Here is a 22,384-nt window from a genome sequence, read left to right on the forward strand (position 1 = left end):
GCAAAGTCCGCTTACGGTTGAGCCTGGATATCGATATCAACCTGTTCCCGGAGTTCTTCCAAGCGTTGCTCAAGCCGCTCTTGAGCCAGCATTTGCCGGATGCCATCCTGCACGTCGGCAAATTCCGGTGGCCTTGCTTCTCGCGTATCCTCTAACAAGATAATGTGCCAGCCGAACTGTGTCTCAATGGGTTCCTCGGTCATCTGGCCGGGTTCCATGGCGCGTACGGCAGCGGAGAAGCTATCGACCATCGCCCCCGACGGGAACCAGCCTAAATCGCCCCCGTTGCGGGCCGAGCCTGGGTCCAGCGAATGCTCTTCCGCTACAGCCGCGAAATTGGCGCCTTCTTCGATCTGTGCGAGCAGTTCGCGAGCGGTTTCTTCGTCTTCGACCAAAATGTGGCTTGCCTTATATTCGAGCGCTCCCTCCTCGACGAAACGCTCTTCGTAAGCGGCACGGACTTCTTCGTCGCTAACGCCTTCGGCTTCCATCCATTCGACCAGCCGCCGGGTCAGCACTTCGTTACGGATATTTTGAAGCTGTCCGATCAGCTTAGGGTCTTCCAACAAACCTTGGTTTTCCGCTTCGCCCGCCAACAGCGTGAGGTCGACCAATACCTGTAGCAACGCTTCCCGCTCCTCCGGCGTTAATCGCTCGGGCTGGCCTTGCGTGCGTTGCTCCAAGTAGGCTTCATACTGCTCTTGCGTGATTGTGTGGCCGTTGACCGTCGCGAGTGGCTCGGACGCAGCCGGTTCCGTTTGGTCGTTACCATTGCCGCACGCGGTGAGCCCCAGGGCTAGCGCGACACCCATCGCTAGGGAGTAGTATTTTTCATAGAAAGTCCTTATTACATCCGTGATCAACTTGCGTAGAAGCGTCGGCCTGACGCCGTGGGTACCAGGCTATTCGTTTACCTCCCGGTGTTGCCCTACCGAGCGCGAACCGATAGAACCGTGCCGGCTGCCTATCCTATCGAACGAGCGCTTGCCCAGAGGCTAAAGCGCCCGAAATTCCTCCGGCGTATACGCTTTGATGCTTAACGCGTGAATAACGTCGTTACGCATGGCATCGCCCATGGCAGCATAGATCATCCGGTGCCGTTCCATCGTGCTCTTGCCCGCGAAATCGGGGCTGACCACACGGGCGCGGAAGTGACCGCCGCCTGCCGCGGCGCCGGCATGTCCTGCGTGTTTATGACTATCGTCGATGACGTCGAGTTCCTCGATGCTCAGCGCTGCGTTTAAACGCTCCTTAATCATGGCGACACGTTCGGCGGTCATGGCAATACTCGTTTGAAGGGTTTGACGGTGACATCTCGGTAAACGCCGGCGGCGACATAAGGGTCGGCATCGGCCCAGGCGCGCGCCTCCTCCAGCGAGGCGAACTCGGCAACCACGAGGCTGCCGCTAAAGCCCGCCGGGCCGGGGTCCGGACTGTCGATGGCGGGGAGAGGGCCGGCCAACAGCAGGCGACCTTCGTCGCGCAGCACTTCCAAACGCTGCAAGTGTGCCGGCCGGGCTTGGGCGCGTAAGGGTAGGCTGTTCTCGACGTCGGTACTGATAATAGCGTAATACATACGGGTTCTGGCCTCCTTGAAACCAGAATTATGCAACAGACCAGCGCTGGAGCACACTGGGGCTAGCCCGATCGAGTAGGAGGGATAAACCGTTTGAGTTGCCCGAACGGTGTTTTTTCACAACAGAGTGCTTTGACTTCGGTACAATGGCCGTTTTCCGACGACTCCAGGGCCTTTGAGAGATACGATGAGTCAATACTTCGAAATCCATCCCGTCACTCCACAGCCACGCTTGCTCAAGCAGGCCGTTGAGATTTTGCGTAATGGCGGGGTTATCGTCTATCCGACCGACTCGACCTACGCGCTCGCTTGCCGTATCGGCGACAAACCGGCTTTGGAGAGGATTCGCGCTATCCGTCGTTTGGACGATCGCCACAACTTTACCTTGGCTTGTCTCGATTTATCGGATATTTCCCGCTACGCCAAAGTCGATAACCGCGCCTACCGCACGCTCAAGGCGCACACGCCCGGGCCTTACACCTTCATTTTAATGGCTACCCGCGAAGTGCCGCGTATATTGCAGCATCCGAAACGGAAAACGATCGGTATTCGGGTGCCGGAGCATGCGGTGGCGCGCGCGCTATTGAACGAGTTGGGCGAGCCGCTGATGACGACCAGCTTATTGCTGCCGGAAGACGATCTCCCGTTGACCGATCCGGACGATATTCGGGAGCGTTTGGACAAACAGGTCGATGCCATTGTGGCTTCCGGCACCTGTGGTTTGGAGCCCAGTACCGTCATCGATTTGAGCGGCGATGAACCTATTGTGGTTCGCCGTGGTCTGGGAGATGCGAGTCTATTCGAAGGGTAAGCATCTATGATGGCAGAACTCTCCTTATTGGAGCGTTTAGCGGTGTGGGCTTTGCCAGTGATTTTCGCCATTACGGTCCATGAAGTTGCGCATGGCTGGATGGCGGAACGCTTAGGCGACCCTACGGCCCGACGCTTGGGTCGGATCACGTTAAACCCAATCAAGCATATCGATCCTCTTGGTACCTTAATCGTGCCCGGACTGCTGCTGTTTGCCGGCGGTTTTATTTTCGGGTGGGCCAAACCGGTGCCGGTAACCTATGAAAACCTGCGCGATTCGAAACGCGGAATGGCCATTGTGGCCGCGGCGGGCCGGGTGCAAACCTGTTAATGGCGGTTTTGTGGGGGCTATTTATTAAACTGGTCTATAGCCTTGGGTTGGCGCCGGGTTTAAGCCAGGGGCTTATCCTGATGGGTATCGCCGGTATCCAGATCAACGTCATTTTAATGGTACTGAATCTGCTGCCGATTCCACCGCTCGACGGTAGTCGAGTGTTGGGCGGTTTCATCTCCGACCGGGCTGAAGCTGCGTTAATGCGTTTGGAGCCGTATGGCTTTCTTATTATTCTCGGTCTGCTAATTACTGGGATTCTCGGTTTTCTGCTGATGCCGCCGGTATCCGCTATCATAACGGGCATTGCTAGCCTACTAGGAATTTGAAGGAGGGACGTTGAGTACGCTTACCTCGCAAAGTCGTGTGCTATCTGGCATGCGCCCGACCGGAAGTCTGCACCTTGGCCACTACCACGGCGTATTGAAGAATTGGATCAAACTCCAGCAGGAGTATGAGTGTTACTTCTTCGTTGCCGACTGGCACGCCCTGACCACGCATTACGACGAACGCGAGGTGTTGGGTAAACACGTCTGGGATCTTGTCATCGATTGGCTGGCCTGCGGGGTCAACCCTAACCTGGCAAGGATCTTTATCCAGTCGCGGGTACCGGAGCACGCCGAGCTGCATCTATTGCTCTCGATGATCACGCCTTTAGGGTGGTTAGAACGGGTTCCGACCTATAAGGATCAGCAGGAAAAGCTCAAAGAGAAGGACTTGGCAACCTACGGTTTCTTGGGTTATCCGCTGTTGCAAAGCGCCGATATTCTCATCTACAAGGCCGACGCGGTGCCGGTAGGAGAGGACCAGGTAGCGCATGTTGAGATCACGCGAGAGATTGCCCGTCGCTTTAATCATATGTACGGACGCGAGCCGGATTTTGAGGAACGGGCGGATGCGGCTGTCCGGAAGATGGGTAAGAAAAACGCTAAGCTCTATTTCAATCTGCGCAAGCGGTATCAGGAGCAAGGCGATCACGAAGCGTTAAACGTCGCACAAGCCTTGCTGGAAGATCAGCAAAACATCACGCTGGCCGATCGCGAGCGTTTGTTTGGGTATCTAGAAGGTAGCGGGCGCAGTATTCTGCCGGAGCCGCATGCCTTGTTAACGCCGGCGGCGCGTATGCCCGGACTTGACGGGCAAAAGATGTCGAAGTCGTATCACAACACGATTTCCCTACGAGAACCGCTGGATTTGGTCGAGAAGAAAATTCGCACCATGCCGACCGACCCGGCGCGGGTGCGGCGGAGCGATCCGGGAGAGCCGACGAAGTGCCCGGTGTGGGAATTCCATAAAATCTATTCCGAGGACGATACGCAGGAGTGGGTGCTGAAAGGGTGTCGCACTGCCGGTATCGGTTGCATTGAGTGCAAGGGGCCAGTTATCGAGGCCGTTCAGGAGGAGCTGCGGCCCATCCAGCAGCGTATTCGGGAGTTTGAAGAAAGTCCGGAAGTGGTGCGTAGCATCGTTGCCGAGGGCACCGAAGCGGCACGTACCGTTGCCCGCGAGACCATGATCGAGGTCCGTAGTTCGATGGGGCTGGAATATCGCTGATGGAAGCCGGCCAGCCGGACGCCGATGAGGCGCTCGTCGAACAGATCGCGGTTGTCGCCGGAGAGCCTTTTACCGCGCTGCCGCAGGATCTTTACATCCCGCCGGATGCTCTCGAAGTGTTTCTGGAAACCTTCGAGGGCCCGTTGGATCTGTTGTTATACCTGATCAAACGCCAGAATCTGGATATTCTCGATATTCCTATAGCAGAGATCACGCGACAGTACATAAGCTACGTGGATTTGATGAAGGATCTACGGCTTGAGTTGGCGGCGGAGTATTTAGTCATGGCGGCAATGCTGGCGGAGATTAAATCGCGCATGTTGCTGCCGCGTCCGGCGCAAGCGGACGACGAGGAAGCCGATCCGCGGGCGGAGTTGGTCCGGCGCCTACAAGAGTACGAGCGCTTTAAGACGGCGGCCGAAAATCTGGACGAGCTGCCGCGGGTTGCCCGCGATATCTTCCCGGCACATGCCGAGGCGCCCGAGCGCAGGGTGGTCAAATTGCAGCCGGAAGTTAGCCTCAAAGAGCTGCTTTCGGCTTTTAGCGACGTATTGAAACGGGCAGAGCTATTCACCCACCACCAGGTGCAACGTGAAGCCTTATCGGTGCGAGAGCGGATGACGGAGACGCTAAGCCGGTTAAACGCGGATCGTTTCACTGTATTTACCGATTTGTTTCCGATTAAGGAAGGTCGGCTTGGTGTGGTCGTGACGTTTCTGGCGGTGTTGGAGTTGATTAAGGAATCCCTGGTGGAGCTTGTCCAGGCGGAGCCCTTTGCGCCGATTTATCTCAAAGCAAGAGCCTAAGGTCGCACCGTGGCTAAACCGAGTCTGAAAAATATCATTGAAGGTGCTTTGCTGGCGGTCGGCGAACCGTTAAGCATCGATCGGTTGCGTAATCTTTTCCCCGATTCCGAGATGCCCGAGCGCGAAGCCGTGAAGGCTGCGTTGGCCGAGTTGGAATACGACTACCGGCGGCGGGGAATCGAGTTGAAAGAGGTTGCCAGCGGTTTTCGCATCCAGGTGCGCGACGAGTTATCGCCCTGGGTATCCCGCTTATGGGAAGAGCGTCCGAGCCGTTACTCCCGTGCCTTATTGGAGACGTTAGCCATTATTGCCTACCGCCAGCCGGTGACGCGGGCCGAAATTGAAGATATTCGCGGGGTTAGCGTGAGTTCGAATATTATGCGCACCTTACAAGAGCGCGAATGGGTGCGCGTTATCGGCCACCGGGATGTGCCCGGCCGGCCGGCGATGTTTGGCACTACCCGTAAATTTCTCGATTATTTCAACCTTAAGAATCTCGACGATCTACCGAGTCTGATCGAGCTGCGGGATCTTGAGGAAATACATATGGAATTGGATCTGAAGCTGCCGGAAGAAGTGCCGGCCGCCGAGGGCTCCGAAACCGAAGCCGATGTGCCTGCGCAGGAGGACGATCCGGTATGAGCGAAAAATTACAGAAGGTGCTCGCCCGTGCCGGTATGGGATCGCGGCGCGAGATAGAGGGTTGGATCAACGAAGGCCGGATCAAAGTCAATGGCCGTATAGCGACCCTTGGCGATCGAGTAGAGGCTAAGGACCGCATCGAAGTCGACGGTCGAGCGGTGAAAGCCGAGCGCTTAGAGGTGCCGGAACGGCGCGTCTTGATGTACTACAAACCCGTCGGCGAAGTGACCACTCGGGACGACCCCGAACAGCGGCCGGTCGTTTTCGACCGCTTACCGAAGCTTGAGCGGGGGCGTTGGATTGCGGTCGGTCGTCTCGATGTGAACACCTCCGGGCTATTGCTGTTTACGACCGACGGCGAGCTGGCTAACCGCCTCATGCACCCTTCGTATCGGATTGTGCGTGAGTATGCGGTGCGTGTCTTCGGCGAAGTCACGCCCGAGATCTTGAATGAGTTGATACGGGGAGTGGAGCTGGAAGATGGTTTTGCCCGGTTCGAGCGCATCGACCCGGTGAGCGAAGGCGCGGCCAATGATTGGTTTCATGTCGTCTTGCGGGAAGGCCGTAAGCGCGAAGTACGGCGTCTTTGGGAGTCGCAGGGTTTGAAAGTAAGTCGTTTGATACGCGTTCGTTTCGGCCCTATCGAATTGCCCCGCAATATGCGCCGTGGCGATGTACGAGAGCTGCCGACAGGGCCGATTCGCAATCTGTGCGAACGGGTTGATTTGCCGGTCCCGCAGTCGCCGGCGAGGACGCGAACGACGAGCAAGACAAAGAAGCCCGTCCGGCGCCGTCGCTGAGGAGTTGTTTGCGGAGGGGGCATCCCCCTCCGGCTGCTGGCAGGCTGCTCTAGGTGTTGCTGGCGCGCTGCGAGGGGCGTATTTGGTGGCGTAAGCGTGCCACGTAGCTATCGAAAACGGCTGGAATCTCAATATCCTTACCCAGGAAAACTACCAGCCGCCTTATCTTGTCCTCTTTCTCCAACAGTTGCGTTAGCTGCCGGTGAATGGAGGGCTTACCAAGGGCAATGTCGAACTCGCGCAGGAGATAAATGCCGTAGTGACGGCTGCTGATCACGTAAGCCAAGGCGTCTGCCGGCGCGCGCGTACGCGGAATAAAAATATGCTCGATGCCGAGGCGGTAAAGGCCGTTTTCGGGGCTCCAGTCGTAGATAGCACGGCCGCTTGTCAATGCCTGGCGTTTAAATAGACTAAGCAGGCGCTCAGGTTCCGCCGTGTCGAGGACCGCAAGCCGGTACGGTGAGTCGATGAGCTTATCAAGGCTGATGTTCTTGTTTTCTTCCATGATTTTTCTCGTATGACTTTCCGTCACTATATGTTGTCGTTATCGTGCCTGCTGTGAGCCGGGTCAGAAATCGGTACGTTAAGAGTGGCTAATGCAGACATCTCTCCATGTGCTCTATGGAGATCTCCACCTGTAAACGCAGTTAGCTTAGCGCTCTATTCGTAGCATTTCTCCGTGCAGGTTGCGACCCTCCGGACTGAATAAATACAACATTGCGCCGACAATGTCCTCCGGCTCTGGCAGACGATCTTTGTTTTCGGCCGGATAGGCCGTGTTGCGCAGGTTGGTGCGGACGGGGCCAGGGTCGATACTATTGACGCGCAACGAGGTGCTAGAGGCGACTTCTTCGGCAAGAATTTGCATCAAGCCTTCCAAACCGAATTTGGCCACGCCATAAGAGCCCCAGTAGGCTTTGCCGCGGCGCCCGACGCTATCGCCAAGGAACAGAATCGAACCGTGTTCGCCTTTCCGCATTAACGGTAACAGCGCCTGGGTGAGCAAGAAGGGCGCGGTTAAATTGACTTGCATGGTGCTGAACCACAAACCGACGTCGGAGAGCTCCAGCGGAGCGAGCCGACCGAGCGTTGCTGCGTTATGGACTAGAATATCCAGGCCGCCGAAGTTGTTATCCAGGGTGGCGGCGAGTTCGTGGTAGTGCTCCGGCGTTGCGGTTTCCAGGTTAAGCGGATAAATGGCCGGCTGCGGCCCGCCGTCCGCTTCGATCTGGTCGTAGACCAACTCCAACTTGCGGACATTGCGATCCAAAAGCACAACGGTCGCTCCGGCACGCGCTGCCGCCAGCGATAGCGCTTTGCCGATGCCGTCGCCAGCTCCGGTGATCAACATGACGCGTTGATCGAGCAGGGCGTCGGGTGCCGCGTAATTGGCCGGAATGGTTTTTACGTCTTGAGAGTCTGTCATGCCCGTGCCCTCTTGTATGGCTTTTGCCGGCGCATACTGCGCCAGGCGATCCAAAGCTTGCGGATCGGTGTCAGGTGATACTCGCGTTCGAGTACCGGAAAGCTGTCGACCTGCATCTCAAGCAGCAACGTCCGATACAGCTCCCCAAGTATAATGATCGGGCGTTGCCTCCAGCGGTCTACGTCCGGTAGGTCCGCCTCGGCTTGTAGGAAAAATCGTCGATGCGTTTTGCCTGCTCCGCCAACAGTTCGCTGACGCGTTCGCTCATGCGGGGCTGGCGTAAATCCGCTTGGCTGACGTTGGCAGCCGCCATTTCGTCTTCGGGGATATAAAAGTGTCCTGCATCGGCATCGCGCCGGAGATTGCGCAGCTGCCGCGTTAATAATAGCGCGACGCCCAGGTGGTGAGCATGGCGCAATGTCGCCTTGTCGCGGTAACCGCAGACCTCGGCCATGAGCTGAGTTAGCGATGTTCCCATCCGGTGCGTGTAGACGCTAAGTTCCCGAAAGCTTGGATAACTCCCGTATTCCAAGTCCATGGCAACCGCTTCGATGATCTCTGCAAACGGTTCTTTCTCCAGCCCGAACTCTTTGATTGGCTGCTGCAAAGCCTGGCTTATCGGATGGCGGCCTTTGCTGTCGAAAGCGAAGCCGAGTTCCTGCCGCCACCAGTTGAGCTTTACCTCGGCTACGCTGCGCTCTTTGACTTCCCGCGCGATGTCCGCCAGCTCCGCTTGATACGCCAATACGGCTAGTAAGGCGGGTTGGCGTTGACGGTCGGCGAAATACACCGCGTAGTAGTTGCTGGAAGCGGGCGGTGCCGCCTTAGACCGGCAATATTCTAATGGTGTCATAAGCGCTGCTACTAAGTCCCAGGCTAAGGGCGGTCACATGATGCCGTAAATGGGCCGCTACGGCTAGTGGCCTATCGCCTTTCGCTTTGCCGGTTCAGCGGCCCATTCCGGGGTCGTTCTGTCAGGCAGCGATAAGGGCTTTCCCGTTAGTGTTCTTCGGAAATACTCGGCTCGCGTGGGGCTGATTCGATGGGGAGAGGCGATTCGACGGCTTTTCGACTTTCAATTCCCAGCTCGGTGAACCGGCGAGCAGAAGGTAGGAGCTGCCGTTCTAGCGAGCCGACCGCTTTATTATAGTGTTCCACACTGCCGCTAAGACTCTTGCCCAGCCGGGCTAGGTGTTCGCTGAAGGTGGCGGTTCTGCGATACAAGGTTTCGCCAAGCTCGCGGATTCGTTCGGCGTGTTCGGCGACGACCTCTTGCCGCCAGCCGAAGGCAACGGCTCGCAGCAGCGCGACGAAGCTGGTGGGGGTTGCGAGCACGACTTTATCCCGAAGCGCGTCTTCCAGCAGATTACGGTGGATTTCCTGTGCGGCGGATAAGAATTGTTCGCCGGGAATAAACAGGACGACAAAGTCCGGCGCATTCTTAAACTGTTGCCAGTAGCCTTTGCGCGCCAACTCGGTCACGCGATCTTTCACTTTGTTGGCGTGCCGTAGCAATTCCTGTCGGCGGGTTTCGTCGTCGCCGGCTTCGACTGCATTTAAATACGCATCTAAGGGGGTTTTGGCGTCTACCACGATTTCCCGCCCGTTCGGTAGGCGAACAATCATGTCCGGGCGCAATAGGCCTTCTTCGCTGTTGATGCTTTCTTGCTCGTAGAAATCGCAATGCTCGACCATGCCGGCGAGTTCGGCAAGACGTCGTAGCGTCAACTCGCCCCAGCGGCCGCGAACTTCCGGGCGCCGTAAGGCTTGTACGAGATTACGTGTTTCGTTTTGCAGATGCTGTTGGGCTAGCGCCATGCTGTGTAGGTGTTGGCTAAGCGAACCGTAGGCCTCCTTGCGTTCGTGCTCCATCAAGCGAATCTGTTGCTCGGTTTTCTGCAAGGCGTCGCGAATGGGGGAGACGAGGCCCTCGATCGCTTTTTCCCGCTCGCCAAGATCCGCTTTGGCCTGCAATTGAAACTGTTGCAGTTTCTCCTGCGCTAAGCGTAGAAAATGTTCGTTGTTGTCTCGCAACGCTTCGCTGGAGAGCGCGCTGAATGTTGCACTTAATTGATCGCGCGCTTCTTGGAAGGCTTGTTTTCGTTCCGTTGCCAGTCGTTGCTCGGCGAGCAGTTGCGCGCGCAGCTGGTGATTCTCGGCGCGTAGCGCGGTGTGCCGTTGCTGTGCTCGTAGATAAGCCGCCAGCCCCCCGGCAACAGCGGCTAGCGTCGCCACAACGAGAAGTAATATTAACGTTGCGAGGTCGATGCTCATGCCTCGGTTCCGGCTTTCAGGAAGGGTTGCATCATCCACTGGTTCCTTCGGGTAGGCCGTGAACAGGGACAAGGGGTTCGTTCAGCGTTTCCTTAAGAGCCGGTGGCGGCCCACTCCGGCTGCCGCGGTATTTGCCCCAGCAACTCGGGGTCTAACCAGCGCAGGATCTCTTCAGGATGGCTTATGATGCCGTCCGCGCCCCAGCGTCGCACGTGGTCTTCGCCGCAGATGTAGCCAAAGAGTGCGGCCAGCGTCAACGCACCGGCCCGGCGGCCTGCTTCGATATCGCGCTCGGCATCGCCGACCAAAACGCAATCGCAGGGCGCTAGCGCCAAACGTTTGCAGGCAAGCAGGATCGGGCCGGGGTCGGGTTTACGCGCGGCGAGCGTATCGCCGGAGACAATACAAGCCGCGCGGGGCGCGTAGCCGAGATCGGCTAATAGCGGCTCGGTAAGCCAGCCGGGCTTGTTGGTGACTACGCCCCAGGGGATGCCGCGCTCGTCGAGCAGGTCAATCAGTTCGTCCATGCCCGGAAAAGCCCGGGTCGCCTGACTCACGCGCGCTCGGTACAGGGCGAGAAAGCGCTGCCGCAAAGCCTCGAAACCGGCAGTGTCCGGTGCCAGATCGAAGCCGCGCTGCACCATTGCCGCACTGCCGTGGGAAACCACCGGTTGCAGGTGGCCTTCCGGTAAGGGCGTCTTGCCGTGCTCGCCGCGGAGCGTATTAAGCGCGCCGATGAGGTCGGGAGCGGTATCGAGCAAAGTGCCATCGAGATCGAGCAATACAGCGCGCGCTTGCGGGGGGAGTGGCATGGTTAGACCTCTTCGCCGAGGCGACGGAACTGCGCCAGATAGTTAACGTCAATATCCCGCCCTAACGAGTAATGGCGGGTCAGCGGGTTGTAGCTGATACCGGTGAGGTCTTCCAACCGTAATCCGGCCGAACGCGCCCAGGCATCCAACTCCGAAGGCCGGATGAAATGCGCGTAATCGTGAGTGCCTTTAGGCAGCAATCGGAGCAGGTATTCGGCGCCGACAATCGCAAGCAGGTAAGCTTTCGGATTGCGGTTGAGCGTGGAGAAGAATACTTCGCCGCCGGGTTTGACTAAGCGGGCACAGGCTGCGATAACCGAGGCAGGGTCGGGCACGTGTTCGAGCATCTCCAGGCAGGTGACGCTATCGAAACTGCCGGGCATTTCCTCGGCTAGGGTCTCAACGGTTTGTTGTCGGTACTCTACGTCGACCCCGGTTTCCAACGCGTGCAGACTGGCCACTTCCAAGGCGGCCGGCGCCATGTCGATGCCGAGCACGTCAGCACCGCGACAGGCCATGCCTTCGGCGAGTAAGCCGCCGCCACATCCCACGTCGAGAATGCGTCTGCCTTTGAGGCCGCCGCGACGTTCGATGTAATCCAGCCGCAATGGGTTGATATCGTGTAACGGCCGAAACTCCCCTTCCGGATCCCACCAGCGGGATGCAGCAGAGTCGAATTTTTCGACCTCGGCCAGGTTGACGTTCGGTGAGCTCATTTGCTCTGCTTCGCTCCTTTGTCAAGATGCTGCGATCTTATCACGCCAGCGGCGCGCTTTCGCGATGACCTCGCCGCGACTGATGGTGGTCAATTCCCGCTCGCGCACCAGGTGGCGGCCGGCCACCCATACGTCACTAATTTGGTTGCGATTACTTGCATATACCAGCTGCGACAGTGGGTTGTACATCGGCTCGCTGTGCAGGTCATCGAGGCTTATAGCCGTAATATCGGCGAATTTCCCTGCTTCTAGAGAGCCGATGACGTCACTCAGCCCTAGGGCTCGCGCCCCGTTCAACGTTGCCATCCTGAGTGCTGCGTGAGCGGGTAAGGCCGCGGCGTCGCCAGCGACGGCTTTGGCTAACAAGGCGGCCGTTCGCATCTCGCCGAAGAGGTCGAGGTCGTTATTGCTGGCAGCGCCGTCGGTCCCTAAAGCGACGTTTATCCCGGCTTGCATAAGCTCATGTACCGGGCAAAAGCCGCTGGCGAGCTTTAAGTTCGACTCAGGGCAGTGCACGGCGTGAGCGCCGACATCGGCCATCCGCTCGATTTCCGCTGTTTCTAATTGAGTAAGATGAACGGCGATAAGTTCCGGCGAAATCAGCCCCAGCCGGTCTAGCTTAGCGAAGGGACGCTCGCCTTCCGAGGCAACGGCCTGGGCGACTTCCTCGGCGGTTTCGTGGAGGTGGATATGAATAGGCGCTTCCAGCTCGGCTGCCAGGGCACCGACCCGTTCTAGGTTTTTTCGCTGACCGTGTAGGGGGAGTGAGGCGCGAACACGGTCGAGACGAGCGGGTGGTGGCGGTAGTGGTCGTGCAGCGATAGGCCTTTGTCGAAATATTCTGCGGGCGATTGTGCGTAACTGCTCGGAAAGTCGATGAGAATCATACCAAGGCTGACCCGAATGCCGGCCTGTGTTGCCGCCTTTGCCGTCATCTCGGGGAAAAAGTACATGTCGTTGAAGCAGGTGATGCCGCCCAGCAGCATTTCTGCAATCGCCAGTTCCGCGCCGTCGTGCACAAACTCGGCGCTGACGTGACGTTGTTCGGCAGGCCAGATGTGTTCGTTAAGCCATGTCATCAACGGTAGGTCGTCGGCCAAGCCGCGCAGTAGGCTCATCGCCGCGTGGCTGTGCGCGTTCACCAGCCCCGGAATCAACACATGGTGACTTAGTTCGTGAACGACTTTTGCCTCATAGGCGGACTCGGCCTCATTTCGTGGCAGTAAGGCCAGAATGCGGCCGTCGCGAATCAGCAAACTGTGGTTTTCCAGTACGGTATCCGCCGGTTCCACCGGTACGATCCAGCGGGCATGAATGATCGCGTCGATTGACTCCATGGGCTCCCCCTCTCGCAAGTAAGTCGCCAGTATACTATTGCGCCGGAGCCGGAGAAATTCGGTAGGGTGTCGATGTAGGCTTGGAAGAGGGGCTTTTGCAAAGGAAAGGCATTTGGCGAATACCCTGCAATAGAGCAAGTAGTGTAGCCTGAATAGGGATAGAGGAGCTCGGAAATCGTTATGAATGCATACGATAGCGTACGGCCGCTACGCTGGGTCGATTCGCGTCTACAGCTGCTGGATCAGCGCCGATTACCGTTACAGGCCGAATATGTGGATTGTTACTCGGCGCTGGAAGTGGCGGAATCGATCAAAGAAATGGTGGTGCGGGGTGCGCCGGCAATCGGTATAGCGGCCGCGTATGGCGTTGTATTAGCGGCAAAAGATGCCTATGCCCGGGCTGGCCAGGGCTGGCGGGAAGCGATTGCCGATGCGCTGCGTCAACTGGCCAATGCGCGTCCGACCGCGGTTAATCTGCATTGGGCCTTGGCACGGATGGAGCGCCGGATGGCTACCTTACCGATTGGCGACGACCCTTACCTTACCCTGCTTGACGAAGCGCGCAAGATTCAGGAAGAGGATCTTGCGGCGAATCTATATATGGGGGAGCAGGGAGCGGCCTTGATGCACGAGCAAGGCGCGGTGCTTACGCACTGTAACACCGGTTCGTTGGCGACAGCGGGTTATGGAACGGCGCTGGGAGTCATCAGGAGTGCCTACGCGCAGGGGAAAATCACCGAGGTCTTTGCCGATGAAACCCGGCCGTGGTTGCAGGGCGCGCGGTTGACTGCCTGGGAGCTCAAGCAAGACGGTATTCCGGTAAAGCTGATCGCGGATGCCGCCGCTGCTTTCCTTATGAAACAGGCTAATGTGCAATGGGTTGTCGTCGGTGCCGACCGCATTACTGCCAATGGCGATGTGGCTAATAAAATCGGTACCTACGGACTGGCGTTGGCGGCGCGGGCGCATGGGGTTAAATTTATGGTGGTGGCGCCCAGCTCGACCATCGATTGGGAGATGGCAACCGGGGCGGACATCCCGATCGAAAGCCGAATGGGAGACGAGCTGCTTGCCGTGCAGGGGCAGCGGGTGGCCGTTGAGGGTGTGGATGCCTGGAACCCGGTGTTCGATGTGACCCCAGCGGAGTACGTTGACGTCTTAGTGACCGAGCGCGGTGTGGTGCACCGCCCGAGTCGGGAGCACATGGCGGCATTGCGTTAAACAGCAATAGAGGAATGCGACTAATCATGGCGGAGCTAACACTGGTTATCGGCAATAAAAACTACTCGTCCTGGTCGTTGCGGCCTTGGTTGTTACTGAAGGTCGGCAAGGTCGATTTCCGCGAAGTGCGAGTCCCTTTGCATGCGGAAGACTCCGAGCAGCAGGTGCGGCGTTACTCGCCGACCGGGAAAGTACCGGTATTGCAGCACGGCGACTTAACGATCTGGGATTCGTTGGCGATAGCGGAGTACCTCGCCGAGCAGTTTCCGCAGCTTAAGGGTTGGCCGGAGGATGCCACGGCGCGCGCCGTTGCGCGTTCGGTGAGTGCAGAGATGCATTCGGAGTTCGCGGCGCTGCGCCAGGAGCTGCCGATGAATTGCCGGGTGCAGTTGAAAGACTACCCCTTGTCGGAGGACGTGCAGCGCGATATCGATCGGATTTGCGAGATTTGGCGCGATTGCCGTGCCCGTTTCGGAGGCGGTGGCCCCTGGCTGTTCGGCGAATTCTCGGTTGCCGATGCTATGTTTGCTCCGGTTGCCTTGCGCTTCATGAGTTATGGGGTCGCCCTTGGCGAGTTCGAAGCAGCTTATCGAGACCAAATTCTAGCGATGCCGGAAATCCAGGAGTGGATCGAGGCCGGGCGGGAAGAATACGAAGTGATTGAGCGGGCGGAAGTCCGTATTTAGGTCCGCCTCGGATCGCATGATTATACCGTCGTAGCTTTAGCGCGATGGCTGCCATGCGGTGTTAAGGAAATACTGAACAATTCTCTCGTCTGTAGCTTGAGCTGCGGGGCGAAGGTATGCAGCGGGCGGCAGTTTGGCGGTTGCCTCGTTTTCCTTGCATTGGGGGAGGGAGTCGTTCAGTGTTTCTTAGTATGATGTTTTATACTGGCCTATTCTTAAATGCCGATCGCTGTGTGGTGGTTTGCGTCGCTGCCAGATAGAAGACCCGCCATTTTGACACTCTACCCGTTTCGTTTCGGTATCGGCAGTTAGCCGTTCCTTAAGGAGATTGTTCAGCGTTTCCTTAATGGTAGCTAGCCCGGCTTTTCCGCTTGAGGGTGCGGAGGGGCAAGCGGTATTTTCTGGTTGTATGGAGAGAACGATGAAGTTTGGACGGTTTTTCGGTATTGTTGCCGCTTTTGCGTTGGGCTTGTCCTTTTCGGCACCGGCGCTTAGTGAAGAGTCGGGTGGTCAACCCGTTGAGGAGCAAACGATGGTCGTATTTTCCACCAATTACGGTGACATCAAACTGGAACTTTTCCCTGAGGAAGCGCCGATTACCGTCGAAAACTTCCTGTCGTACGTCGATGCCGGGTTTTATAACGGCACGATCTTTCATCGGGTTATCCCCGGCTTCGTCATTCAGGGCGGTGGCTTCGACACCGATATGAATCAAAAGCCCACCGAAGATCCGATTAAGAACGAAGCCGATAATGGTCTGAAGAACGAGCGCGGAACGCTGTCGATGGCGCGTACACAAGCAGTCGATAGCGCTACGTCGCAGTTCTTTATCAACCTGACGGACAATGCGTTTCTCGATCACGGTACGCGCGATTTCGGCTACGCGGTTTTGCGCGGGTTGTCGAAGGTATGGATGTGGTCGATCAGATCGCCAAAGTCGAAACCGGCAACCACGGTATGCATAGCGATGTGCCCCGCGAGCCGGTTGTCGTAGAGCGCGCACATCGCGTCGAAGACTAAGCAACCTTGTCGAGTGCGGTCGCCTCTATGGGGCGGCCGCGCTTGATTTCGCCCCGCTTCGCTCTGGCCGGTCGGCCAAAGCCCGCCTTCGCAAATACTTGCACCCGGTGGGCATGCGCTTATGGCGCCCCCTATGCTAATATTCTCTGTTTCCTACGACCGCTGCCCTTTCGGTTCGCAGCGGTTGCCGTAGTTGTTATAAAACGAGGTCGCAACCACTAATGGCGAGCGTCGCGAAAGAGATTCTTCCGGTCAACCTCGAGGACGAGATGAGGCAGTCCTACCTCGACTACGCGATGAGCGTAATCGTGGGACGGGCGCTGCCGGACGTGCGCGACGGGCTTAAGCCCGTACACCGCCGTGTGCTCTACGCAATGCGGGAGCTGGGCAACGATTTCAATAAGCCGTACAAGAAATCGGCGCGTGTCGTCGGTGACGTGATCGGTAAATATCACCCTCACGGCGATTCTGCGGTCTACGACACCATTGTGCGTATGGCGCAGCCCTTTTCGTTGCGCTATATGCTGGTCGATGGGCAGGGTAACTTCGGCTCGGTCGATGGCGACGCTGCGGCGGCTATGCGGTACACCGAAGTGCGCATGTCGAAGATTGCGCATGAGCTGCTTGCCGATATCGAGAAGGATACGGTCGACTTCGCCGAGAACTACGACGGCTCCGAAAGCGAGCCGACGGTGTTGCCGACGCGGGTGCCGAACATGCTGGTAAACGGCGGTTCCGGTATCGCGGTAGGCATGGCGACCAATATCCCGCCGCATAATCTATCCGAAGTGGTCAATGCCTGCATCGCACTAATCGACGACGAAACGCTCGCTATCGAGGCGTTGATGGAGTACCTGCCGGGGCCGGATTTGCCGACGGCCGCTATCATCAACGGGGTGTCGGGGATTCGCGAAGCGTATCGTACCGGCCGCGGCCGAATGGTTATGCGGGCGCGGACGCATATCGAGGAAGACGAAAAGAGCGGCAAGCAAAGCATTATCGTCACTGAGCTTCCTTATCAGGTAAATAAGGCGCGTTTGCTAGAGAAAATTGCGGAGCTGGTCAAGGAAAAACGCCTCGAAGGCATTACCGAGCTGCGTGACGAGTCGGATAAAGACGGTATCCGCATGGTCATCGAGCTGCGGCGGGGCGAAGTAGCCGAGGTGGTGCTGAATAATCTTTTCCAGCATACGCAGTTGCAGACCGTTTTCGGTATCAATATGGTGGCGTTGGTCGAAGGCCAACCTAAGTTGCTGAACCTTAAGGATGTGTTGGAAGCGTTCCTGCGCCACCGACGTGAGGTCGTGACCCGCCGTACCGTCTTTGAACTGCGTAAGGCGCGGGAACGGGCACATGTGTTGGAAGGCTTGGCGATAGCGCTGGCCAATATCGACGAAATCATTGCCTTGATCAAAGCCTCTTCCGGTCCGGCCGAGGCGAAAGAGCGCTTGATGGAGCGGCGCTGGCAGCCCGGCATGGTCAATAACATGCTGGAGCGTGCGGGTGCGGCGGCTTCGCGTCCGGAAGGGCTGCCGGCGGAATTCGGGCTCAACGAAGACGGTTATCGCTTGAGTGCCGCTCAGGCGCAAGCCATTCTGGACCTTCGTTTGCATCGCCTGACCGGGCTTGAGCAGGATAAGATCCTTGAGGAATATCGGAACCTGCTCGATCGTATCGACGAGTTGTTGCAAATTCTCGGTTCCAGCGAACGCCTGATGGAAGTTATTCGCGAAGAGCTGGTAAGTATCCGCGAGCAGTATGGCGATGCGCGCCGGAGCGAGATCATCGAGCAGCAGGTCGACCTGACGCTGGAAGATTTGATCAGCCCGGAAGATGTGGTGGTAACCTTGTCGCACGGGGGATATGCCAAGTCGCAGCCGCTCGATAGCTATCGTGCCCAGCGGCGTGGCGGTAAAGGCAAGAGCGCTACGGCGATCAAAGAAGAAGATTTTATCGACAAGCTCTTCATCGCCAACACCCACGACACCCTGCTGTGTTTCTCCAGCCGCGGCAAGTGTTATTGGCTTAAAGTCTATGAGTTGCCGCAGGGAAGTCGCGCCTCTCGCGGTAAGCCGATTGTTAACCTGTTGCCTTTAGAGCCGGAGGAGCGGATTAACGCGGTACTGCCGATCCGGGAGTTCGACGACGATCACTTCGTCTTCATGGCGACCCGCGACGGCACGGTGAAGAAAACCCCGCTGTCGCACTTCTCGCGGCCGCGCTCTAGCGGCATTATCGCGGTGGATCTGCGTGCCGACGATTACCTAGTGAACGTCGCCATTACCGACGGCAAGCGCGATGTCATGCTGCTGACCGATGGCGGTAAGGCGATGCGCTTCAACGAAGCGGATGTGCGTGCTATGGGGCGCACCGCCACGGGCGTGCGCGGTATTCGGCTTGCCGAAGGCCATAGCGTCATTGAACTACTGATCCTCGGCGAGGGCGATATCCTCACGGCTACGGCCAAAGGTTATGGCAAGCGTACGGCGGTGGACGACTATCCGGCCAAAGGGCGCGGCGGGATGGGGGTTATCTCCATTCAGACCAGCGAGCGCAACGGACCGGTGGTAGGTGCTTGCCAAGTCGTCGATGGCGACGAGATCATGCTGATCACGAAGGCCGGCACACTGGTACGTACCCGAGTGGACGAGATTTCTTGCTTGAGCCGCAATACGCAAGGTGTGAAGCTCATCAGCCTTGGCGACGACGAGGAGTTGGGCGGCGTCGAACGGATTGAAGGCTTAAACGGGGAAGACGACGGCGAACTGGAAGGCGCCGAAGCGTAAACGAGTGGTCGATCTGCTTGAATGTTGCGGGGGCCTGAACGCTGCTCGCAGGTCGACCGCTAGAGGCCAGACGTTTTTAATCACCTAAGGAGCGTTGGTTCATGACGCGAGTGTATAACTTCAGTGCGGGACCGGCCATATTGCCGGAAGCGGTGTTGCAGCAGGCTAGGGAAGAAATGCTGGACTGGCGCGGCTCCGGAATGTCTGTCATGGAGATGAGTCACCGCGGTAAGGAGTTCGTGTCCATTGCCGCCGAAGCGGAAGCTGACCTCCGTGACTTGCTGGCTATCCCCGAAAACTACAAGGTCTTGTTCTTGCAAGGCGGTGCGTCTGCGCAGTTTGCGGCGGTGCCGTTTAATCTGCTGCGGGGGAAAACGTCGGCCGATTACGTTAACACCGGTTCCTGGTCGAAGAAGGCGATCTCCGAAGCCAAGAAGCACGCCGGCGTCAATGTCGCGGCTAGCGGCGAGGCGAGTAACTTCATGTCGATTCCGGCACAGTCCGAATGGCAGCTCGACCCGAATGCCGCTTATCTCCACTACACTCCCAACGAGACGATCAGCGGTGTCGAGTTTCATTGGGTTCCGGAAACCGGCGATGTGCCGCTGGTGGCCGATATGTCCTCCACTATCCTCTCGCGTCCGATCGATGTCAGTCGGTTCGGAATGATTTACGCTGGGGCACAGAAGAATATTGGTCCGGCCGGTTTGACGATAGTCATCGTGCGGGAAGATTTGCTCGGGCATGCTTCGCCGCTTACCCCAAGCGTGCTGGATTATAAAGTGCAGGCGGATGCCGACTCTATGTCCAATACGCCCCCAACCTACAGCTGGTATCTCGCGGGTCTAGTCTTTAAGTGGTTGAAAGAGCAGGGCGGCTTGTCGGCAATGGCGGAGCTTAACAAGCGCAAAGCCGAGAAGCTGTACCGTGCTATCGACGAATCGTCGTTCTATAGCAATCCGGTCGATCCTGCTTGCCGTTCCTGGATGAACGTGCCCTTCCTGTTGGCGGACGACGCGCTGAATAAGACATTTCTTGCCGAAGCCCAAGAGGTAGGGCTGACTACGCTCGCGGGGCACCGCTCGGTTGGCGGTATGCGCGCGAGTATTTATAACGCGATGCCGGAAGCCGGTGTCGATCGTTTGCTTGCGTTCATGCAGGAATTCGAGCGCCGCAACGGCTGATTTGGGTTGCGCGGGGCGAGTGGCCCCGCGCGTAGGCCATGATTGACGGCCGTTTCTGGCTGCTTGCCAGCATCCGCAGGAGGGCGTGATGTACAAAGTCCAGACGTTGAACAACATTTCCGTGAAGGGCCTGGAGCGTTTGCCGCGGGAACAGTACGAAGTTGCTTCCGAAATCGGTCATCCGGACGCGATCCTGGTGCGTTCGGCGAAGATGCACGATATGGAAATCCCGACCACGGTAAAAGCGATTGGCAGGGCCGGGGCGGGTGTCAACAACATCCCGGTCGAGGTCATGAGTCGGCGTGGAGTGGCCGTATTCAACGCGCCCGGCGCCAACGCCAATGCCGTTAAGGAATTGGTGCTGGCTGCTATGCTGCTGGCGGCAAGGAATATCTGCCAAGCCTGGGATTTCGCTCGGCGGCTCGAAGGCGACGACGCTAGCATCAACCAGCAAACCGAGGCGGGTAAGAAGAACTTTGTCGGTTTCGAGTTGCCGGGCCGTACCTTGGGCGTCGTCGGTTTAGGGGCGATAGGCGTTAAGGTGGCGAATGCCGCACGGTTATTAGGTATGGAAGTGATCGGTTTCGATCCGCAAATCACCGTCCGCCGAGCTTGGCAGCTGGCTTCCGATGTTCGACAGGCGCATACGGTCGACGAAGTGGTGGCCAACAGCGATTTTGTCACGCTTCATGTGCCCTTAAACGAGCATACGAAAGGGCTGATCAACGCCGAGCGCTTGAGTTTGATGCCTGAGCAGGCGGTTGTGCTGAATTTCTCGCGGGCCGGGATTGTCGACGACGAGGCCGTCATCGCTGCCTTAGACGGCGGTCGTTTGCATGGGTACATGTGCGATTTCCCGAGCAACCGTCTGAAGGATCATCCCAAAGTCGTTACCTTGCCGCATTTGGGGGCATCCACCCGCGAGGCGGAAGAAAACTGCGCGATCATGGTCGCCGACCAAGTTCGCGACTACCTGGAAAACGGTAATGTTCGCAACTCGGTGAACTTCCCCGACATGAATATGCCGCGTGGCGGCAAAGGGGATCGCTTAGCGGTGGTAAACGCCAATGTCCCGAACATGCTCGGGCAGATCTCGACCGCGTTGGCCGATGCCGGTTTGAATATTGACGATATGTACAACAAGTCCCGCGGGGACTTGGCCTACACGTTAGTCGATGTGGAAGGCAAAATTCCCGACGCGGTAACCCAACGAATCGCGGATGTAGAAGGCGTGCTCCACGTCCGTGTGATCGAGTGACCCAGCCAGGCCGGGGGTGTGGTGAGCGAGCAGCAAATGTTGAAGCAGGTCCGCGAGCGTATCGACGCGCTCGACGACCAAATTTTGTCGTTAATGAGCGAACGGGCCAGACAGGCTCTGGAAGTTGCCCGAGTGAAACGGGCCGCCGGCGAGAGCGGCGATTTCTATCGCCCCGATCGAGAGGCGGAGGTGCTGCGCCGCTTGTGCGACGCAAACCCCGGACCTTTGAGCAACGACACCGTGGCGCTCCTGTTTCGGGAGATTATGTCCGCCTGTCTGGCGCTACAGCAGCCGTTAAAGGTCGCCTACCTCGGGCCGGAAGGTACCTTTACGGAAGCGGCCGCGATAAAACAGTTCGGCCACGGTATGGTAGGGCAGCCGTTGGCAACGATTGACCATGTGTTTCGCGACGTGGAAGCAGGAACGGCCCATTACGGTGTCGTGCCGGTGGAGAACTCTACGGAGGGTGTTGTCACCCACACGCTGGACCGCTTCATGAGTTCGCCGTTGCAAATTATCGGCGAAGTGGAGCTGGTGATTCACCAGAACTTGTTAAGCAACGAACAAGAGCGTGACGCGATTAAGCGGGTGTTTTCTCATCAACAGCCGTTTGGCCAATGCCGGGCATGGTTGGATGCCCATCTACCGCATGCCGAACGGATTGTCGTAAGCAGCACCGCAGAGGCCGCGCGGATGGCGAGCGAGACGCCCGCTACGGCGGCCATCGCAAGCGATGTGGCTGCCGAGCGTTACGGCTTGAACGTGCTCGATGCCAACATCGAGGACGGCGCCGTGAACACCACCCGGTTTCTGGTGATCGGCAATCAGTCGCCGAGTTCGACCGGGGAGGATAAGACCTCGCTGGTTATCTCCCGCTCCAACCAGCCGGGTGGCTTATATCGGTTGTTGGAGCCGCTATCTCGGCAAGGCGTTAACATGAGCCGTATTGAATCGCGGCCGTCCCGACAGGGGATGTGGGAATATGTCTTTTTTGTCGACTTGCTCGGCCATGTCGACGACGAGCCGGTTAAGCGAGCGTTGGAGGAAATCCAGCAACAGGCGAGCTTGCTGAAAGTGCTTGGCTCCTATCCGCGCGCCGCTCGTTAAGCGGCCGCGTTCGTTATAGTTCTTCGACGTGGTGTTTG

22 protein-coding genes and 2 pseudogenes are annotated in these 22,384 nt (G+C 57.9%); 14 read left to right on the forward strand and 10 right to left on the reverse strand.

From position 1 onward, the window contains the following. Positions 1 to 11 precede the first annotated feature (11 nt). The 3 genes from CAI21_RS14095 to CAI21_RS14105 form a co-directional block, all read right to left on the reverse strand. Entirely contained in the window at positions 12 to 863 is an 852-nt protein-coding gene (locus CAI21_RS14095; RefSeq protein WP_147305123.1) for a peptidylprolyl isomerase, read from the reverse strand. 132 nt (positions 864 to 995) lie between these two features. Next, complete coding sequence (locus CAI21_RS14100; RefSeq protein WP_116302878.1) at positions 996 to 1,280, reverse strand: BolA family protein; 285 nt, start codon at positions 1,278 to 1,280, stop codon at positions 996 to 998. After that, positions 1,277 to 1,576: a YciI family protein gene (locus CAI21_RS14105; protein WP_116302879.1), complete on the reverse strand. Its 300-nt coding sequence runs from the start codon at positions 1,574 to 1,576 to the stop codon at positions 1,277 to 1,279. The genes CAI21_RS14100 and CAI21_RS14105 overlap by 4 nt, the downstream gene beginning before the upstream one ends. Positions 1,577 to 1,763: 187 nt before the next feature. On the opposite strand from CAI21_RS14105, the gene CAI21_RS14110 reads away from it, so the two are divergent. Genes CAI21_RS14110 through rluB form a run of 7 tightly spaced genes read left to right on the forward strand, consistent with a single transcriptional unit; the run spans position 1,764 to position 6,519 of the window. Then, on the forward strand, positions 1,764 to 2,387 hold the full coding sequence (locus tag CAI21_RS14110; RefSeq protein WP_116302880.1) for an L-threonylcarbamoyladenylate synthase: 624 nt from the start codon (positions 1,764 to 1,766) through the stop codon (positions 2,385 to 2,387). Between the two features lie 6 nt (positions 2,388 to 2,393). Continuing rightward, entirely contained in the window at positions 2,394 to 2,717 is a 324-nt protein-coding gene (locus CAI21_RS25020; RefSeq protein WP_258868066.1) for a site-2 protease family protein, read from the forward strand. Then, positions 2,717 to 3,046, forward strand: coding sequence for a site-2 protease family protein (locus CAI21_RS25025; protein ID WP_258868065.1), 330 nt, complete (start codon positions 2,717 to 2,719; stop codon positions 3,044 to 3,046). Before CAI21_RS25020 ends, CAI21_RS25025 begins: the two co-directional genes overlap by 1 nt. A 10-nt stretch (positions 3,047 to 3,056) precedes the next feature. Then, entirely contained in the window at positions 3,057 to 4,271 is a 1,215-nt protein-coding gene (locus CAI21_RS14120; RefSeq protein ID WP_181919439.1) for a tryptophan--tRNA ligase, read from the forward strand. Then, complete coding sequence (locus CAI21_RS14125) at positions 4,271 to 5,077, forward strand: segregation and condensation protein A (protein ID WP_116302881.1); 807 nt, start codon at positions 4,271 to 4,273, stop codon at positions 5,075 to 5,077. The genes CAI21_RS14120 and CAI21_RS14125 overlap by 1 nt, the downstream gene beginning before the upstream one ends. 9 nt (positions 5,078 to 5,086) lie before the next feature. Continuing rightward, on the forward strand, positions 5,087 to 5,719 hold the full coding sequence (scpB, locus tag CAI21_RS14130) for an SMC-Scp complex subunit ScpB (protein WP_116302882.1): 633 nt from the start codon (positions 5,087 to 5,089) through the stop codon (positions 5,717 to 5,719). Then, a complete protein-coding gene (gene rluB, locus CAI21_RS14135; protein WP_116302883.1) occupies positions 5,716 to 6,519 on the forward strand; it encodes a 23S rRNA pseudouridine(2605) synthase RluB in 804 nt (267 codons plus the stop codon). The genes scpB and rluB overlap by 4 nt, the downstream gene beginning before the upstream one ends. A 49-nt stretch (positions 6,520 to 6,568) precedes the next feature. Here rluB and CAI21_RS14140 read toward each other — a convergent pair whose 3' ends face one another. The 7 genes and pseudogenes from CAI21_RS14140 to CAI21_RS14170 all read right to left on the reverse strand — a co-directional run bounded on the left by CAI21_RS14140 (position 6,569) and on the right by CAI21_RS14170 (position 13,084). Continuing rightward, positions 6,569 to 7,024 carry a hypothetical protein gene (locus tag CAI21_RS14140; protein ID WP_116302884.1) on the reverse strand — a complete coding sequence of 152 codons (456 nt, stop codon included), beginning with the start codon at positions 7,022 to 7,024 and terminating at the stop codon, positions 6,569 to 6,571. Between the two features lie 147 nt (positions 7,025 to 7,171). Continuing rightward, positions 7,172 to 7,945, reverse strand: coding sequence for a YciK family oxidoreductase (locus CAI21_RS14145; protein WP_116302947.1), 774 nt, complete (start codon positions 7,943 to 7,945; stop codon positions 7,172 to 7,174). A gap of 178 nt (positions 7,946 to 8,123) precedes the next feature. Then, positions 8,124 to 8,798 (reverse strand): squalene/phytoene synthase family protein, encoded by a 675-nt coding sequence (locus tag CAI21_RS14150; RefSeq protein WP_116302885.1) that lies wholly within the window; start codon positions 8,796 to 8,798, stop codon positions 8,124 to 8,126. Positions 8,799 to 8,944: 146 nt separating this feature from the next. Then, a complete protein-coding gene (locus CAI21_RS14155) occupies positions 8,945 to 10,219 on the reverse strand; it encodes a DNA recombination protein RmuC (RefSeq protein ID WP_116302886.1) in 1,275 nt (424 codons plus the stop codon). A gap of 92 nt (positions 10,220 to 10,311) precedes the next feature. Further along, positions 10,312 to 11,031, reverse strand: coding sequence for an HAD-IA family hydrolase (locus tag CAI21_RS14160; protein ID WP_116302887.1), 720 nt, complete (start codon positions 11,029 to 11,031; stop codon positions 10,312 to 10,314). A gap of 2 nt (positions 11,032 to 11,033) precedes the next feature. Continuing rightward, positions 11,034 to 11,747, reverse strand: a complete 714-nt coding sequence (ubiG, locus tag CAI21_RS14165) for a bifunctional 2-polyprenyl-6-hydroxyphenol methylase/3-demethylubiquinol 3-O-methyltransferase UbiG (protein WP_116302888.1) — start codon at positions 11,745 to 11,747, stop codon at positions 11,034 to 11,036. A 21-nt stretch (positions 11,748 to 11,768) separates the two neighbouring features. Beyond that, positions 11,769 to 13,084: pseudogene (locus CAI21_RS14170) on the reverse strand (TRZ/ATZ family hydrolase). Positions 13,085 to 13,264: 180 nt separating this feature from the next. Between CAI21_RS14170 and mtnA the strand changes: the two are divergent. The 7 genes and pseudogenes from mtnA (at position 13,265) to pheA (ending at position 22,346) form a co-directional block, all read left to right on the forward strand. Further along, positions 13,265 to 14,305 carry an S-methyl-5-thioribose-1-phosphate isomerase gene (gene mtnA / locus CAI21_RS14175; protein WP_116302889.1) on the forward strand — a complete coding sequence of 347 codons (1,041 nt, stop codon included), beginning with the start codon at positions 13,265 to 13,267 and terminating at the stop codon, positions 14,303 to 14,305. 26 nt (positions 14,306 to 14,331) lie between these two features. Beyond that, positions 14,332 to 14,991, forward strand: coding sequence for a glutathione S-transferase family protein (locus tag CAI21_RS14180; RefSeq protein WP_116302890.1), 660 nt, complete (start codon positions 14,332 to 14,334; stop codon positions 14,989 to 14,991). 532 nt (positions 14,992 to 15,523) lie between these two features. Next, positions 15,524 to 16,011, forward strand: a pseudogene (locus CAI21_RS14185) (peptidylprolyl isomerase). Positions 16,012 to 16,232: 221 nt separating this feature from the next. Next, on the forward strand, positions 16,233 to 18,797 hold the full coding sequence (gyrA, locus tag CAI21_RS14190; protein WP_116302891.1) for a DNA gyrase subunit A: 2,565 nt from the start codon (positions 16,233 to 16,235) through the stop codon (positions 18,795 to 18,797). 101 nt (positions 18,798 to 18,898) lie between these two features. Then, a complete protein-coding gene (serC, locus tag CAI21_RS14195; RefSeq protein ID WP_116302892.1) occupies positions 18,899 to 19,981 on the forward strand; it encodes a 3-phosphoserine/phosphohydroxythreonine transaminase in 1,083 nt (360 codons plus the stop codon). An 88-nt stretch (positions 19,982 to 20,069) separates the two neighbouring features. Beyond that, positions 20,070 to 21,239: a phosphoglycerate dehydrogenase gene (locus CAI21_RS14200; protein ID WP_116302893.1), complete on the forward strand. Its 1,170-nt coding sequence runs from the start codon at positions 20,070 to 20,072 to the stop codon at positions 21,237 to 21,239. A gap of 36 nt (positions 21,240 to 21,275) precedes the next feature. Continuing rightward, positions 21,276 to 22,346, forward strand: a complete 1,071-nt coding sequence (pheA, locus tag CAI21_RS14205) for a prephenate dehydratase (RefSeq protein WP_181919446.1) — start codon at positions 21,276 to 21,278, stop codon at positions 22,344 to 22,346. Positions 22,347 to 22,384 lie beyond the last annotated feature (38 nt).

The organism is Alkalilimnicola ehrlichii (genome assembly GCF_003399765.1).
In the GTDB taxonomy this organism is placed as follows: domain Bacteria; phylum Pseudomonadota; class Gammaproteobacteria; order Nitrococcales; family AK92; genus AK92.

Coding starts and splice junctions, on each gene's coding strand:
- mtnA (WP_116302889.1), top strand. CDS start 13,265: ATGAATGCATACGATAGCGTACGGCCGCTACGCTGGGTCGATTCGCGT.
- CAI21_RS14110 (WP_116302880.1), top strand. CDS start 1,764: ATGAGTCAATACTTCGAAATCCATCCCGTCACTCCACAGCCACGCTTG.
- CAI21_RS25025 (WP_258868065.1), top strand. CDS start 2,717: ATGGCGGTTTTGTGGGGGCTATTTATTAAACTGGTCTATAGCCTTGGG.
- CAI21_RS14100 (WP_116302878.1), bottom strand. CDS start 1,280: ATGACCGCCGAACGTGTCGCCATGATTAAGGAGCGTTTAAACGCAGCG.
- CAI21_RS14150 (WP_116302885.1), bottom strand. CDS start 8,798: ATGACACCATTAGAATATTGCCGGTCTAAGGCGGCACCGCCCGCTTCC.
- gyrA (WP_116302891.1), top strand. CDS start 16,233: ATGGCGAGCGTCGCGAAAGAGATTCTTCCGGTCAACCTCGAGGACGAG.
- CAI21_RS14180 (WP_116302890.1), top strand. CDS start 14,332: ATGGCGGAGCTAACACTGGTTATCGGCAATAAAAACTACTCGTCCTGG.
- CAI21_RS14145 (WP_116302947.1), bottom strand. CDS start 7,945: ATGACAGACTCTCAAGACGTAAAAACCATTCCGGCCAATTACGCGGCA.
- CAI21_RS14155 (WP_116302886.1), bottom strand. CDS start 10,219: ATGAGCATCGACCTCGCAACGTTAATATTACTTCTCGTTGTGGCGACG.
- CAI21_RS14160 (WP_116302887.1), bottom strand. CDS start 11,031: ATGCCACTCCCCCCGCAAGCGCGCGCTGTATTGCTCGATCTCGATGGC.
- CAI21_RS25020 (WP_258868066.1), top strand. CDS start 2,394: ATGATGGCAGAACTCTCCTTATTGGAGCGTTTAGCGGTGTGGGCTTTG.
- CAI21_RS14200 (WP_116302893.1), top strand. CDS start 20,070: ATGTACAAAGTCCAGACGTTGAACAACATTTCCGTGAAGGGCCTGGAG.
- CAI21_RS14140 (WP_116302884.1), bottom strand. CDS start 7,024: ATGGAAGAAAACAAGAACATCAGCCTTGATAAGCTCATCGACTCACCG.
- serC (WP_116302892.1), top strand. CDS start 18,899: ATGACGCGAGTGTATAACTTCAGTGCGGGACCGGCCATATTGCCGGAA.
- rluB (WP_116302883.1), top strand. CDS start 5,716: ATGAGCGAAAAATTACAGAAGGTGCTCGCCCGTGCCGGTATGGGATCG.
- CAI21_RS14125 (WP_116302881.1), top strand. CDS start 4,271: ATGGAAGCCGGCCAGCCGGACGCCGATGAGGCGCTCGTCGAACAGATC.
- CAI21_RS14105 (WP_116302879.1), bottom strand. CDS start 1,576: ATGTATTACGCTATTATCAGTACCGACGTCGAGAACAGCCTACCCTTA.
- pheA (WP_181919446.1), top strand. CDS start 21,276: ATGTTGAAGCAGGTCCGCGAGCGTATCGACGCGCTCGACGACCAAATT.
- ubiG (WP_116302888.1), bottom strand. CDS start 11,747: ATGAGCTCACCGAACGTCAACCTGGCCGAGGTCGAAAAATTCGACTCT.